General features: G+C 71.9%; 14 protein-coding genes. 9 read left to right on the top strand and 5 right to left on the bottom strand.

Annotated features, from left to right (window positions below; translation table 11 throughout):
* Positions 1–12: 12 nt before the first annotated feature.
* Positions 13–717: a L,D-transpeptidase family protein gene (locus ABVB68_RS21890; RefSeq protein WP_353602792.1), complete on the bottom strand. Its 705-nt coding sequence runs from the start codon at positions 715–717 to the stop codon at positions 13–15.
* 218 nt (positions 718–935) lie between these two features.
* Between ABVB68_RS21890 and ABVB68_RS21895 the strand changes: the two genes are divergently transcribed.
* From ABVB68_RS21895 to ABVB68_RS21915, 5 genes are all read left to right on the top strand, one after another.
* On the top strand, positions 936–2132 hold the full coding sequence (locus tag ABVB68_RS21895; RefSeq protein WP_353602793.1) for an argininosuccinate synthase: 1197 nt from the start codon (positions 936–938) through the stop codon (positions 2130–2132).
* A 136-nt stretch (positions 2133–2268) separates the two neighbouring features.
* Positions 2269–3702 (top strand): argininosuccinate lyase, encoded by a 1434-nt coding sequence (argH, locus tag ABVB68_RS21900; RefSeq protein ID WP_353602794.1) that lies wholly within the window; start codon positions 2269–2271, stop codon positions 3700–3702.
* Positions 3703–4137: 435 nt separating this feature from the next.
* Entirely contained in the window at positions 4138–5109 is a 972-nt protein-coding gene (locus tag ABVB68_RS21905) for an aldo/keto reductase (protein ID WP_353602795.1), read from the top strand.
* A 299-nt stretch (positions 5110–5408) separates the two neighbouring features.
* Positions 5409–5957: a TetR/AcrR family transcriptional regulator gene (locus ABVB68_RS21910; protein ID WP_353602796.1), complete on the top strand. Its 549-nt coding sequence runs from the start codon at positions 5409–5411 to the stop codon at positions 5955–5957.
* Between the two features lie 122 nt (positions 5958–6079).
* Complete coding sequence (locus tag ABVB68_RS21915) at positions 6080–7606, top strand: MFS transporter (protein WP_353602797.1); 1527 nt, start codon at positions 6080–6082, stop codon at positions 7604–7606.
* Positions 7607–7764: 158 nt separating this feature from the next.
* Here ABVB68_RS21915 and ABVB68_RS21920 read toward each other — a convergent pair whose 3' ends face one another.
* Positions 7765–9411: a multicopper oxidase family protein gene (locus tag ABVB68_RS21920; RefSeq protein WP_353602798.1), complete on the bottom strand. Its 1647-nt coding sequence runs from the start codon at positions 9409–9411 to the stop codon at positions 7765–7767.
* 124 nt (positions 9412–9535) lie between these two features.
* Complete coding sequence (locus tag ABVB68_RS21925; RefSeq protein ID WP_353602799.1) at positions 9536–10207, bottom strand: lysophospholipid acyltransferase family protein; 672 nt, start codon at positions 10205–10207, stop codon at positions 9536–9538.
* Between the two features lie 397 nt (positions 10208–10604).
* Between ABVB68_RS21925 and ABVB68_RS21930 the strand changes: the two genes are divergently transcribed.
* The 3 genes from ABVB68_RS21930 to ABVB68_RS21940 all read left to right on the top strand — a co-directional run bounded on the left by ABVB68_RS21930 (position 10605) and on the right by ABVB68_RS21940 (position 12925).
* Positions 10605–11783, top strand: coding sequence for a glycerophosphodiester phosphodiesterase (locus tag ABVB68_RS21930; protein WP_353602800.1), 1179 nt, complete (start codon positions 10605–10607; stop codon positions 11781–11783).
* Positions 11784–11875: 92 nt separating this feature from the next.
* Entirely contained in the window at positions 11876–12382 is a 507-nt protein-coding gene (locus ABVB68_RS21935; RefSeq protein ID WP_353602801.1) for a sigma-70 family RNA polymerase sigma factor, read from the top strand.
* A gap of 45 nt (positions 12383–12427) precedes the next feature.
* Complete coding sequence (locus ABVB68_RS21940; protein WP_353602877.1) at positions 12428–12925, top strand: GNAT family N-acetyltransferase; 498 nt, start codon at positions 12428–12430, stop codon at positions 12923–12925.
* Positions 12926–13043: 118 nt separating this feature from the next.
* Here ABVB68_RS21940 and ABVB68_RS21945 read toward each other — a convergent pair whose 3' ends face one another.
* Both ABVB68_RS21945 and ABVB68_RS21950 read right to left on the bottom strand, forming a co-directional pair.
* Positions 13044–13463, bottom strand: a complete 420-nt coding sequence (locus ABVB68_RS21945) for a hypothetical protein (protein WP_353602802.1) — start codon at positions 13461–13463, stop codon at positions 13044–13046.
* Between the two features lies 1 nt (position 13464).
* Complete coding sequence (locus ABVB68_RS21950; RefSeq protein ID WP_353602803.1) at positions 13465–13824, bottom strand: hypothetical protein; 360 nt, start codon at positions 13822–13824, stop codon at positions 13465–13467.
* A 70-nt stretch (positions 13825–13894) separates the two neighbouring features.
* Between ABVB68_RS21950 and ABVB68_RS21955 the strand changes: the two genes are divergently transcribed.
* A complete protein-coding gene (locus ABVB68_RS21955) occupies positions 13895–14545 on the top strand; it encodes an HAD family hydrolase (protein ID WP_353602804.1) in 651 nt (216 codons plus the stop codon).
* Positions 14546–14906 lie beyond the last annotated feature (361 nt).

Below are 14906 nucleotides of genomic sequence, written 5' to 3' on the forward strand. Positions count from 1 at the left end.
GTGCGGCGGCTGTCAGTAGTTGATGAGCGCCGTGGGCCCGTCCACCGTGCCGATCGCGATGTGCGGGCCGGCCGCGGGCCGCGCCCACTGCAGGATCCGCTGCATCGCGTCCAGCGGTACCGACACGCAACCGGCCGTCGCCGCCTGCCCGTTGACGTGCAGGAAGATGCCGGCGCCGCGGCCGTGCACGGGCCGCTCGTAGTTGAAGCCGATGACGAGGGCGTGCGCGTACTGCGTCCCGTAGTCGATCAGGTGCTCCGACTCGGCGGCGCGGCAGTCGGCGGGCAGCGGCTCGGTCCAGCGGTTGTAGGAACTGGAGTCGTTGTCCTGGCACCACCAGGAACTGTCCCGCACCGGGCGGTACTCGACGCTCGTGCCGGACGGCGCCGCCTTGATGCCGAAGGCGAAGGGCAGGTCGTACAGGCCGGTCGGCGTCGTCTGGGTGCCCTGCTTGCGGGAGCCGCCCTCCGCGAGCCCGTTCGCCCCGAACCGGGCCGGCGCGGTCCCGGCCTGCACCCACCGCCCGTCCCGCAGGTCCCACCAGGTGACCGTCCCCGACGTCGAGCCGGTCGCCGGTGCCTCGGCGGTGATCAGCTGTGTGCCGCCGCCCGTGTCCGCCAGCCGCGCGGGCAGCGGGTCCGGTTCGGGGCCGCGCGTGAAGCCGGCCAGGGCCAGACAGGAGAGGGACACGAGGGCGAGGGTGAGACCTGGGCGCATGACTCAGACGCTAGGCGGGGGGAGCGGCGGCGGCAGCCCGGGTGGTCCGTCCGGGCCGCTCGCCGCAGGCCCTGCTCGGAGGCCTTTCCCAGGTCCGTGGAATCGCGACCGAGCTCGGTGGACCGTCCGAGGAGCTCCCCCGAACGGGTTGATTGACGAATCATGCGGAGTGCTGCATACTCATGCATATCAGCGAATGCACTGTGAGGAGAAAACCCGTGACCGAGCGCGTCGTACTCGCCTATTCAGGCGGTCTGGACACCTCCGTCGCCATCGGCTGGATCGCCGAGGAGACGGGCGCCGAGGTCATCGCCGTTGCGGTCGACGTCGGCCAGGGCGGCGAGGACCTGGACGTCATCCGCAAGCGCGCCCTCGCGTGCGGCGCGGTGGAGGCCGAGGTCGCCGACGCCAAGGACGAGTTCGCCGACGAGTACTGCCTGCCGGCGATCAAGGCCAACGCCCTCTACATGGACCGCTACCCGCTGGTCTCGGCCCTCTCCCGGCCGACGATCGTCAAGCACCTCGTCGCCGCCGCCCAGAAGCACGGCGCCACCACGGTCGCCCACGGCTGCACCGGCAAGGGCAACGACCAGGTCCGCTTCGAGGCCGGCATCGTCGCCCTCGCCCCCGACCTGAAGTGCATCGCCCCCGTCCGCGACTACGCGATGACCCGGGACAAGGCGATCGCCTTCTGCGAGGCCAAGCAGCTCCCGATCGCCACCACCAAGAAGTCCCCGTACTCCATCGACCAGAACGTCTTCGGGCGCGCGGTCGAGACGGGCTTCCTGGAGGACATCTGGAACGCCCCGATCGAGGACATCTACGAGTACACCTCCAACCCGGCCCTCCCGCGTGAGGCCGACGAGGTGGTCATCAGCTTCGAGGCCGGCGTCCCGGTCGCGATCGACGGCAAGCCCGTCTCCGTCCTGCAGGCCATCCAGCAGCTCAACGAGCGCGCCGGAGCCCAGGGCATCGGCCGGATCGACATGGTCGAGGACCGCCTCGTCGGCATCAAGTCCCGCGAGGTCTACGAGGCCCCCGGCGCGATCGCGCTGATCACGGCCCACCAGGAGCTGGAGAACGTCACCGTCGAGCGCGAGCTGGCCCGCTACAAGCGGCAGGTCGAGCAGCGCTGGGGCGAGCTGGTCTACGACGGCCAGTGGTTCTCCCCGCTCAAGCGGGCCCTGGACGGCTTCATCGACGAGGCCAGCCAGCACGTCACCGGCGACATCCGGATGACCCTGCAGGGCGGCCGCGCGGTCGTCACCGGCCGGCGCTCCCCGTCGTCCCTGTACGACTTCAACCTCGCCACCTACGACACCGGCGACACCTTCGACCAGGCGGCGGCCAAGGGCTTCATCGACATCTACAGCCTGTCGTCGAAGATCGCCGCACGCCGGGACCTCCAGGCATAGCCTGACCCGAGACCTCGCACAGGCCTCCGGGCCACCTCGCAGCATCGCCTGACAGCCGCCTCCCCGCCCGCAAAGGCGGGGAGGCGGCCGCACACAGAGACCTGTGCACGAAAACACCTCCGAGGAGCAACGCAAAGTGAGCAGCAACAGCGGTGACGTACGGCTCTGGGGCGGCCGTTTCGCCGACGGTCCCGCCGAGGCCCTGGCGAAGCTGTCCGCGTCCGTCCACTTCGACTGGCGGCTCGCGCCCTACGACATCGCCGGCTCGCGCGCCCACGCGCGCGTGCTGCACAAGGCGGGGCTGCTCACCGAGGACGAACTCACGCGCATGGTCGCCGGCCTGGACCGGCTCGAGGCGGACGTCGCCGACGGCTCCTTCACCGGCACCATCGCCGACGAGGACGTCCACACCGCACTGGAGCGCGGCCTGCTGGAGCGCCTCGGCCCGGACCTCGGCGGCAAGCTGCGCGCGGGCCGGTCGAGGAACGACCAGATCGCCACCCTCTTCCGGATGTACCTGCGGGACCACGCGCGGATCATCGGCGGCCTGATCGCCGAACTCCAGGACGCGCTGATCGGCCTGGCCGAGGCCCACCCGGACGTGGCCATGCCCGGCCGCACCCACCTCCAGCACGCCCAGCCCGTGCTCTTCGCCCACCACGTCCTCGCCCATGTGCAGTCCCTGTCCCGGGACGCGGAGCGGCTGCGCCAGTGGGACGAGCGGACGGCCGTGTCGCCGTACGGCTCCGGGGCGCTCGCGGGCTCCTCGCTGGGCCTGGACCCGGAGGCGGTGGCCGCCGACCTCGGCTTCGAGCACGGCAGCGCCGGCAACTCCATCGACGGCACGGCCTCCCGCGACTTCGCCGCCGAGTTCGCCTTCATCACCGCGATGATCGGCGTGAACCTCTCCCGGATCGCCGAGGAGATCATCATCTGGAACACGAAGGAGTTCTCCTTCGTGACCCTGCACGACGCGTTCTCCACCGGCTCGTCGATCATGCCCCAGAAGAAGAACCCGGACATCGCGGAGCTGGCGCGCGGCAAGTCCGGCCGCCTGATCGGCAACCTCACCGGACTGCTCGCCACCCTGAAGGCCCTGCCCCTCGCCTACAACCGCGACCTGCAGGAGGACAAGGAGCCCGTCTTCGACTCCTGCGACCAGCTGGAGGTACTGCTCCCCGCCTTCACCGGCATGATCGCCACCCTCACGGTCAACCGCGAGCGCATGGAGGAACTGGCCCCGGCCGGCTTCTCGCTCGCCACCGACATCGCCGAGTGGCTGGTCAAGCGGGGCGTGCCGTTCCGCGTGGCGCACGAGGTCGCGGGGGAGTGCGTGAAGGCCGCCGAGGCCGAGGGCAAGGAGCTGGACGGTCTGACCGACGAGGAGTTCGCGAAGATCTCCGCGCACCTGACCCCCGAGGTCCGGACGGTCCTCAACGTCCCCGGCGCCCTGGCCTCCCGCAACGGCCGTGGCGGTACGGCGCCCAGCGCGGTCGCCGTCCAGCTGGCGGAGGTCAAGGCCGACGTGGCGGCCCAGCACGAGTGGGCCGAGGCCAAGGGCAAGAAGTAGGGAAGCGCCCCCACGCCCCGGGCGCCCGTCGGCGGACCGGTGTCACGCGACCGGCGCCGCGTCGGGGGCGCGGGGAACTGCGCGACGGGCCAACGGCGATCGGCCGCCCGTCGACATGGACCGGTGTCACGCGACCGGCGCCGCGTCGGGGGCGCGGGGAACTGTGCGACAGGACACGGCGATGGGGCACCCGTCGGCGGGCCGGTGTCACGCGATCGGCGCCGCGTCGGGGCCGCGAGGAACTGCGCGACAGGCCACCGCGATCGGTCGCCCGCCGACGCGGACCGGTGCCCGCCGACCCCTCCGCTTCCCGACTCCCCGCGCCCCGATCCGGGCCTCGGCTTTCCGAGCCCCGGTTCCCCGCTCCCCGGGTGAAGCGCCGTCGCGGGTTACGTTGGTCGCGAGCCCTACCGGAGCCGACCCACGGAGCCCGCGATGCCCTTCGACCGTCTCGCGCACGCCACGACGCCGACCTGCCACATCGGACTGGGTCTCGCCGCCGTCGGCCGCCCCGGATACATCAATCTGGGCAGGGACCGGGACCTCGGGGAGGACCGCAGCGTCGAGACGCTGCGCACCCGCACCCACGAACTCCTCGACGCCGCCTACGCCCAGGGCGTCCGGTACTTCGACGCGGCCCGCTCCTACGGCCGTTCGGAGGAGTTCCTCGCCGGCTGGCTGGACGCCCGCCCCGACGTGGACGACGTCGTCGTGGGCAGCAAGTGGGGTTACACCTACACCGCCGGCTGGTCCGCCGACGCCGAGCGGCACGAGGTCAAGGACCACGGCCGCACCACCTACGAGCGGCAGCGGGCCGAGACCGACGCCCTGCTCGGCAGCCGGCTGGACCTCTACCAGATCCACTCGGTGACCCCGGACAGTCCCGCGCTCACCGACAAGGAACTCCACGCCGAACTGGCCCGGGCCGCCGCCGAGGGACTGACCGTCGGCTTCTCCACCAGCGGTCCGGCCCAGTCCGACGCCATCCGCGCCGCCCTCGCCGTCACGGTCGACGGCGAGCCCCTCTTCCGTACCGTTCAGTCGACGTACAACGTCCTGGAGACGTCGGCGGGACCCGCTCTCGCCGAGGCGCACGACGCCGGAGTCACCGTGATCGTCAAGGAGGGCATGGCCAACGGCCGGCTGGCGGCGCCGCACGCCCCGGACACGCTGCGGGCCGTGGCCGAGGAGGCCTCCCTCGGCTGCGACGCCGTGGCCCTGGCGTGGATCCTGCGGCAGCCCTGGACCGGTGTCGTCCTCTCCGGCGCCGCGACGGTCCCGCAGCTCGTCTCCAACCTGCACGCTCCCGCCGTCGACCTCGACGTGGACCAGCTGACCCGCCTCGCCACGCTCGCGGAGGACCCGCACGCCTACTGGGAGCGGCGCGGCCGGCTGCCCTGGCACTGAGCCGCCCCCGGGCGCCGACGGAAACGCCGTCGGGCACCGGCGGCCCCGTCCCGCACCGCCGACCGCGTCCCGCACCGGCGGCCCCTATCCGAACCGCGAACCGCGAACCGCGCACCGCGCACCGCGAACCGCGAACCGCAGCCCGCGTCCCGCGCCGGCGGCCCCGTCCCGCACCGCAGCGCGCGTCCCGCACCGCAGACCGCCGTCCCGCACAGGTGGAACACCGTGATGACCTGCATCTATGAGTCGCCCGTGTCATAGGTGAGACAATTATGTCTCACCTGGGTTACCCTTGTCTCATGGCTCTGGATCGTGACCACGTACTGCGCAGTGCGGCCGCCCTGCTGACCCGTAAGTCCACCGCGACCATGGACGAGGTCGCCAAGGCCGCCGGGATCAGCCGGGCCACGTTGCACCGCCGCTTCGCCGGCCGGGACGCGCTCGTGCGGGCGCTGGAGGCGCTCGGCATCGCCGAGTGCGAGGCGGCGCTGGACGCCGCCCGGCTGGACGAGGGTCCGGCGGGCGCGGCCGTGCACCGCCTGGTCGCCGCGATCGAACCCGCGGCCGGACTGCTCGCCTTCCTCTACACCGAGAACCAGCTGTTCGAGGGCGAGCAGCAGAACCAGGGCTGGGCCCGGATCGACGAGCGCCTCACGGCCCTGTTCCGGCGCGGCCAGGAGGCCGGCGAGTTCCGCATCGACCTCACCCCGGTCTGGCTCACCGAGGCGCTGTACGCCCTGCTGGCCTCGGGTGCCTGGGCGGTGAGCGAGGGCCGCGTGGCGGCGAAGGACTTCACCTACATGATCACCGAGCTGCTGCTCGGCGGCGCCCGGCGCACCGATGCGTGACGGGACACCCGCACACGTACCCCCGCACAGGAAGACGCGTGCCGAACACCCGCACACGAAGACGCATGACTAAGACGCGTGACCAAGACGCGTGACCAAGACGCGTGACGGAGAGAGGAATCATGACCAGCACCCTGCAGCCGGCTCGCACGGCCGAGGTGGAGAAGCGCCCGGGCCGCTGGCTCGCGCTCTCCGTCCTCGTCCTGGCCGTGCTGCTGGTGGCCGTCGACGCCACCGTCCTCGGCCTGGCGACCCCTTACATCAGCGAAGACCTGGACCCCTCCGGCACCCAGTTGCTGTGGATCGGTGACGTCTACTCGTTCGTCATCGCCGGTCTGCTCGTCTCCATGGGCAGCCTCGGCGACCGCATCGGCCGCAAGCGGATCCTGCTCGGCGGCGCCACGGCGTTCGGCGCGATCTCGGTGCTCAACGCCTACGCGACGACACCCGAACTGATGATCCTGGCGCGGGCCCTGCTCGGCGTCGCGGGCGCGACCCTGATGCCCGCCACCCTCGCCCTGATCCGCAACCTCTTCCACGACTCGCGCGAGCGCAGCCTCGCCGTCGGCATCTGGGGCGCCACCGCCTCCGCCGGTACGGCGGTCGGACCGATCGCGGGCGGGTTCCTGCTCGAGCACTTCTGGTGGGGCTCGGTCTTCCTGATCAACCTGCCGGTGATGGCGGTGCTGGTGCTCGTGGGCATCCGCACGCTGCCCGAGTCCCGCAATCCGCGTCCGGGCCCGTGGGACCTGATCAGCGTCCTGCTGTCGCTGGTCGGCATGATCGGCCTGGTCTACGCGGTCAAGGAGGCGGCCACCCACGGCTTCACCGGGACGACCGCCGGCACCGGTCTGCTGGGCGCGGCGGCCCTGTACGGCTTCGTCCACCGCCAGCTGACCATGCCGATCCCGCTGCTGGACATGCGGCTGTTCAGGAGCCGCGGCTTCAGCGGAGCGGTCCTCGCCGACCTGCTGACCGTCCTCGGCATGTCCGGCCTGGTGTTCTTCCTCTCCCAGTATCTGCAACTCGTGCAGGGCAGGCGTCCGTTCGAGGCGGGCCTCGCCGAACTGCCCGCGGCCGTGGGTGCGGTGGTGGCCGGGCTGGTCGCGGGCCGCGCGGCCCGGCGCCTCTCGGTCCGCACCGTGGTCTCCGGGGGCCTCGCGGCCGTCGGACTGGCCCTGGCCGTGCTGACGGTGCTCGGCCGGTCCACCGGCTATCCGATCCTCGGCGCGGCCCTGCTGGTCGTGGGTGTCGGCGCGGGCTTCTCCTTCACGGTCACCTCCGACGTGATCCTCTCCAGCGTGCCCAAGGAGCAGGCGGGCGCCGCCTCGGCGGTCTCCGAGACGGCGTACGAACTGGGGGCGGCCCTGGGCATCGCCCTGCTGGGCTCGATCGTGACCGGTGCCTACCGCGACTTCGCGGGACCGGCCGGCACCCCGGCCGGGGCCCACGAGTCCCTGGGCGCGGCGGCGCAGGCCGCGGCCGGGATGCCCCCGCACCAGGCGGAGGCGCTGCTCGACGCCGCCCGCACATCCTTCGTCCACGGCCTCCACCTGGCCTGCGGTGCCGGCGCGGCGGTCCTGCTGGGGGCCTCGGCGGTGGCCTGGTTCCTGCTGAAGGGACAGAAGCTGGACGGCGGCCGGAACTGACCGGTCAAGGGGCGCGGGGACCCACTCGCCCGCGCCCCGGGAACAAGTGGGCACCTCTCGCTCACCCACGCCCCCGGAACGAGTGGACACTCCCACGCCGGGACGGGGGGCGGCACCCGCTCACCCGGATCCCGGGGCGGCCCGCACCGCCCCGGACGTCACTTCTTGTAGCCGAGCACCGTCATCATCCCGCTCTCCGAGTGGTACTGGTTGTGGCAGTGCAGCATCCACAGCCCCGGATTGTCGGCGTCGAAGTCGACCACCAGCTTGCGGTGCGGCAGCACCATCGCGGTGTCCTTGCGCGCGCCCAGGCCGTCCAGGCCGGTCACCGCGAAGGTGTGCCCGTGCAGGTGCATCGGATGCCACATGTCCGTGGCGTTGATGAGGGTCAGCCGCACCCGTTCACCGGACCTGACCGGGTGGCGTTGCTGCACGGAATAGGCCTTGTGGTCGAATCCCCAGTCGAACTTCTTCATGCTGCCGGTGATCCTGATGCGCATCTCGCGGTCGGGATCACGGTCTGCGAGGGCCACCGAGTCGTCGGGCAGGAGGCGGCGCGCGGGGACGGTCTGCCCGTCGAGTTCGTCCGGGCGGGCGTCGGCCGAGGGCAGGTTCCCGGTCCTCTTGTCGGTGCGCAGGACGGCGAGGGCCTTGCCCTTCTTGCCCTCGGGGAGCGCGACCAGCGGGAAGACGCCGTCCTTGACGGTGACCAGTACGTCGTACCGCTCCGCCATGCCGATGATGAGGGCGTCCGTCATCTTGTGCTTCACGGGATAGCCGTCGGTGTGCGTGATGGCCATCGTGTGGCCGCCCAGTGCGACCCGGAAGGCGGTCTCGGAGCCGGCGTTGATGAAGCGCAACCGGACGCGGTCGCCGGGGCGGCAGCGGAACACCGAGGGGTTGCCGGGCAGGTGCCCGTTGATCAGGTAGTGCGGATAGGCGACGCTGCCGCCCTCTCCGTGGAGGATGCGGCTGTACGAGTCGTGCAGCACCCGGTTGGGGCCCGTGGACTTCTTGGGCGACGAAGGGTGCGCGCTCGCCGACCGGCCGTGGCCGGCGCTGCCGTGCCCGGGACCCATGGCCGCGTGCCCCATGTCCATGCCGCCCATGTCCATGGCGCCACCGGGCTTGAGCTGCTCCAGGACGCCCTCGGGGGTGGAGCCCTCCACCCCGTCCAGCCAGTCGTCCAGCACCACGATCCACTCCTTGTCGTAGGAGAGGGGTTCCTTGGGGTCGTCGACCACCAGCGGCGCGTACAGGGCCCGGTCGGGCTGCATTCCGACGTGGGAGTGCAGCAGATAGGTCCCCGGATGCTTGACGGTGAAGCGGTAGCGGAACTCGGTCCCCGGGTGGATGGCCTGCTGGGTCAGGTCGGGCACGCCGTCCATGTCGCAGCGCAGCCGCACCCCGTGCGAGTGCAGTGTGGTCGTGGCGGGCAGCCGGTTGGTGAGCGTCAGGTCGAGCGTGTCACCGGCGGTCACCCGGACCAGGGGGCCGGGCACCGTCTCGTTGTACGCCCACGTCCGGACGGATCGCCCGCCCAGGTCCAGCTTGGCCTCGGCAGCGGTGAATCCGAAGGTGCGTACACGGCCGGACCCGCGTCTGCGCTCGGCGGCAAGAACCTCCGGGTCCGACGGGTTGACGTACCCCTTGGGCCCGGCCGGGACGAACGTCCCCCCGCCGCTCGCCCTTTGGGGGCCGGAGCTGGTGGGCTCGGAACCGGAGCTGGTACAGGCTGCCAGGAATCCCGCGCCGACGGCGGCGATCGGGGTACGGAGCAGAGTACGCCGAGAAGGTTTGCGCATGTCTGCATCAGACATGTTGTGTGGTCATATGGGCGGTTTATACGGCCGAATGCCCGAAGTGTCGGCGGTAGATTCCACCTGCAGGCGGACGGGCACCGGCACCGCGTCGGCCGGCCGGAAGGGGCTAGGCGGCCTTGGCCTTCGTGGCGTACATGTCCACGTACTCCTGGCCGGACAGCCGCATGACCTCCGCCATGACGGAATCGGTCACGGCGCGCAGCACGTAGCGGTCCCGGTCCATGCCCTCGTACCGCGAGAACTCCATCGCCTCGCCGAACCTGACGGTCACGCGGCCCGGCCGCGGAATGCCGCTACCGCCCGGCTGCAGCTTGTCCGTACCGATCATCGCGAAGGGGACCACCGGCGCCCCGGTCATCAGCGTCAGCCGCGCGATGCCGGTGCGCCCCCGGTACAGCCGTCCGTCGGGCGAGCGCGTGCCCTCGGGGTAGATGCCGAAGACCCTGCCCTCCTCCAGGATCCGACGCCCGGTCATCAGCGCGGCGACACCGCCGTTCGCCCCGTCCCGGTCGACCGGGATCATGCCGACGCCGGTGAAGAACCAGGCCATGAGCCGGCCCTTGAAGCCGGTGCCGGTGACGTACTCGTCCTTGCCGATGAAGCAGACCTGCCGCTTGGTGACGATCGGCAGCACGATCGAGTCGATGAACGTGAGGTGATTACCGGCCAGGATGACCGGTCCGTCCCCCGGGATGTGCTCCGCGCCCTCCACCTGTGGGCGGAACATCAGACGCATGATCGGTCCGAGCACTGCCTTGATGAGCGCGAAGCGGGACAACGGGTCCTCCGGCGTCGGGGGGAGCGATATGAGTCTGTGCAGGTGAGGACATTACTCGCGGCGCCCCGGCGAACGCACATCGGGGAGGCCCGGTTCACCGAGGTCTTACGAAGTGTTGACGCGGGTTTACCTGCGGTGGCGCGCCGGGGGCGGCCCGTCGCGGCGGGGTGCCGGTGTGACGGACATCGCGCCGAGCCCTCCCCCCTCCGGGTGCCCGGCCCGCACCGGACGATGCCGACGGGCCGTCATCTCCCGCCGCCGACAGGACACGCGGCGGCACCCGCGTGTTCGGGCCGAGGACTCCCTCCCGTCATGCGCGCGCCCCTACGATCAGCGCGCACCGAAGGCGCGGAGCGCCGAAGACGGAACCCAGTGCGAAAACGGCAGGAGGGCCCCGATGGGCGGCGACAGGGTGAACGAGCGGACACAGGGCACCACCGGACGGCGGGCGATCCTCGGCGCGGCGGTGCTCGGCGCGGGGGGAGCGGTCCTCGGACTGCCCGGCGCGGCCGGAGCCGCCGAGGCGCGCGGCGCCGGGCGCGGCGGGCGGGGTCTGAAGGGCCTCCCGGTGCCGGCGATCATCGGTCACCGGGGCGCCAGCGGCTACCGCCCCGAGCACACCTTCGGCTCGTACGACCTGGCCCTGGACCTCGGCGCCGACGTCGTCGAGGCCGGTGACCTGGTCCCCACCCGGGACGGCCACCTCGTCTGCCGGCACGAGCCCGAGATCGGCGGCACCACGGACGTGGCGGACCGTCCCGAGTTCGCCGGCCGCAGAACCACCAAGGTCCTCGACGGCGTTCCCACCACCGGCTGGTTCACCGAGGACTTCACGCTCGCCGAGTTGAAGACCCTGCGGGCGGTGGAGCGCATACCGGCCAACCGCCCGCACAACACCCTCTACGACGGGCGCTGGGAGATCCCCACGTTCGAAGAGGTCCTCAAGTGGCAGGACGAGCAGACCCGCAGGCGCGGCCGGCAGGTCTGGATCTACCCCGAGACCAAGCACCCCACCTACTTCCGGCGGCTCGGCCTCGCGGTGGAGGAGCGGGTCGCGAAGCTGCTGCGGAAGTACGGCAAGGACGGCCGGAACTCGCCTGTCATCCTGCAGTCCTTCGAGCCCACCAGCATCCAGAGACTGAACCAGCTGGTCGACAACCCGCTCGTGGTGCTGCTGTCCTCGGCCGACAGCCGCCCCTACGACTTCGTGGCGGCCGGCGACCCGCGCACGGTCGCCGACCTGATCACGCCCAAGGGCCTCCGGGAGATCGCCGGCTACGCGCAGGGCATCGGCCCCACCCTGGACCTGGTCATCCCGAAGAAGGCGGACGGCACCCTGGGGCAGCCGACCACGCTGGTCGCCGACGCGCACCGGGTGGGGCTGGTCCTGCACCCCTACACCATGCGCAACGAGAACCCCTTCCTGCCGGCCGAGTACCGCAAGGGGAGCGCGGCCGACGCCTACGGTGACGCCTTCGGCGCCTTCAAGGCTTACTTCGCGACCGGCATCGACGGCGTCTTCACCGACAACGCCGACACCGGCCTGCTCGCGCGCGCCGACTTCCTGAACGGCTGACCGCGTCAACCGGCGACCGCGCCGGCACCCCGTTCGGGGTGACTACGAGCCGCCCCGGCAACTCACCGCCGGGGCGGCTCGTCGTTCCGCATATGACAGACGACCTGGTGGACACCCTCCGCCCGCTGCTCACCGCCGAGGCCTTCGCGGAGGCATATTCCTCCGGAAGCGAGCCGGGCGACCTCGAACAGGCCGTCTGGCTCCGCCTGCTGGAGCGGCTCGAGGCCGGCGGTCCGCCGCCGGATCCACAGGGCTGGCTGCGCAAGGCCGTCCGGGCCGAGGCGCGGCGCATCCGGCGCACCACCCGCCTCGAACGCCCGTACGGTGCCGAGCCGGCCGACGACATCCGTCCCGGCCCCGAGCAACTCGCCGTGACGGCGGCCCGGTACCGGGCCCTGCGGGACGCCGTGCGCCGGCTGCCCGGCCGTTGCCCCCGGCTCCTGGAGGCGCTGCTCTCGCCGAAGGACCTGACCTACCGGGAGATCGCGGGGGAGTTGGGTATCTCACAGGGAAGTCTCGGGCCGGAACGCTCCAGATGTCTGGGATGTCTGCGTCGTTTGCTCGGCCCGGAGGTTGCCTCCCCCGAAGGGCGGGGATAGGAGTGAGGGACGACAGGTGATCAGGTGAGCGGGAGGCATGCGCACATGGGCATGAGCGTGACCATCTCGGTGGCGTCCGAGCAGGACGCGGAGCAGATCTTCAGGCTCCAGTACCTCTGCTTCCAGAGCGAGGCGGCGCTGTACGGCAACTACCGCATCGACCCGCTCGTGCAGACTCTCGACTCCGTCCGCCAGGAGGTCGACGCGGACTGCGTCTTCGTCGCGCGGCTCGGCGACGAGGTGGTCGGCGCGGTGCGCGGCAAGGTCACCGAGGACGGCGCCGCGGCCATCGGCAAGCTCTGCGTCCATCCGCGCCTGCAGGGGCACGGCATCGGCGCACGGCTGCTGCGCGCGGCCGAGGCGGCGCTCGCCGGGGAGCGCGGGGCCAAGAGGTTCCGCCTGCACACGGGCCACCGCAGCGAGGGCAACCTCCGCCTCTACCGCCGCTCCGGCTACGAGACGGTGGGCCGCTCCACCGGCGCGGACGGCGTGGAGCTGATCGTCCTGGAGAAGCAGGCGGGGACGTACGCGGCCACGGCGTGAGGAGCACCCCGGCACGGGGCGCGGCGAGGGGCGCGAGGCGTGGGAAGAGGCGCGGGGCCGCATGACGGGCCCCGGCACCGCATGACGGGTCGCGCGGAGCCGGCGGCCGCCGGTGTTCTCAGGCGGCCGTGCGAGCCCGCGCCCTGCGCAGCCAGTACATCGCGGAGAGCGGCAGCAGCACGGGGATGAACACGTAGCCCATGCCGTAGTCGGACCACACGGTGGAGTCGGGGAAGGCGGACGGCTCGACGACGGTCCACGTGCCCACGATCAGCACGCCCGCCAGTTCGACGGCGCAGCACACCAGCGCCGCCCGCCGGGCCTTCTCCCCGCCCCGGACCAGCGTGTAGGTGATGAACCCGTACACCACGCCGGCCACGGCCGACAGGGAGTAGGCGAGCGGCGCCCGCTGGAAATCCGTGGCGATCTGGTAGGCCGAGCGCGACACCGCGCCGACCACCATCACGCCGTAGAACCAGACGAGCAGCATGCCCGGCCCGCCGATCAGCCGGGCCGGCTTGTCCTGCGCCGTCGTCATCTCAGCCTCCCCAGATGTCGAAGAGCCGTACTTCCAGCACGGCCAGCACCACGCCGCCCGCCGCGGCCGTCACCGACCCCCAGCGGGACCGCTCGGACAGGGACATGAGCCCCGCCGCGGGAACGCACGCGAAGGCGCCCAGCAGATACGCCACGAAGATCGTCGTGCCCTGCTCCGGCTTCTCGCCCCGCGCCAGCTGCACGATCCCGACCACCAGCTGCACGAGGGCCAGCAGCGACACCACGGCCATGCCGATGAAGTGCCAGTCCTTGGTCGGCTGGTCGCGGTAGGCCGCCCAGCCGCACCACGCGGCGAGCAGCAGCGCGGTGATCGCGACCACCAGCGTCAGGGCATTGAGCATGCCGTGACCTTATTACGGCCGAAACGACCCACCGCCGCCGCCCCCGTCGCACGCCCGTAGGGTCGGAAGCATGACGATCCACGCAGACGCCCTCCTGTTCGACAACGACGGCACCCTGGTCTCCTCGCTCGACTCCGTCCGGCGCTGCTGGACCCGCTGGGCCGGGGAGTACGGGATCACCGCCGAGGAGTTCGGGCGCGTGGAACTGCACGGGCGGACCGCGGTGGAGATAGTCGCCGACCTGCTGCCCGCCCACCTGGTGCCGGAGGCCGTCGCCCGGGTCGAGCGGCTGGAGGTCGAGGACGTACCGCGCGGCGGTGTGCGCCTGCTGCCCGGCACCCGGGACTTCCTGGACTCCCTGCCCGCCGACCGCTGGGCCGTGGTCACCTCCGCCACCCGGCGCCTGGCCGAGGCCCGCCTCGGTGCCGTGGACATCCGCCCCAAGGCCCTGATCTGCGCCGACGACGTCACCCACGGCAAGCCCGACCCCGAGCCCTACCTGCTCGCCGCCCGGCAGCTCGGCGTGGACCCGGCCCGGTGCGTGGTGTTCGAGGACGCCCCCGCCGGACTTCGCGCGGGCCGCGCGGCCGGCATGACCACCGTGGCGTTGGCCACAACCCACCCGGCCGGGGAGCTGGACGCCGACCTCGTGGTGAGGGACCTGTCGGCCTTGTCCGCACTGGCGACCGACGGGGGAGTGGAGATCTCCGTCCGCGACTGAGCGCTGTCCGCCGCCGTCCAGCATGCGGACAGCGGCCGCGGGTCAGCACCGTACGTCTGGTTTACTGATCGCATGACCACGACGAGCAGCCGCATCCTTGCGACCGAGGCGACCAGCACGCCCGGTGTTCGTTGTATGTGTCCGTGCCGAATGTGCGCCTTCTAGAGGGCCCCCGCACCACCTGAGCCTCGCGCCCCGAAGCGAGAGCCGTGGCCCGTCCGCCGCCGACGTGCGTGCGGACCGAGGCCGCCCCCACCGCCCGCACGGCATGGGGACCCCCACCGCGCACGCCGTTCTCCCCGGTTCCACCGCCACCGCGAGAACCGTGCCGCGTCCCTGAACGAACGCACGAAATGCACCC

The sequence above is a fragment of the Streptomyces sp. NPDC096012 genome (assembly GCF_040426375.1).
In the GTDB taxonomy this organism is placed as follows: domain Bacteria; phylum Actinomycetota; class Actinomycetes; order Streptomycetales; family Streptomycetaceae; genus Streptomyces.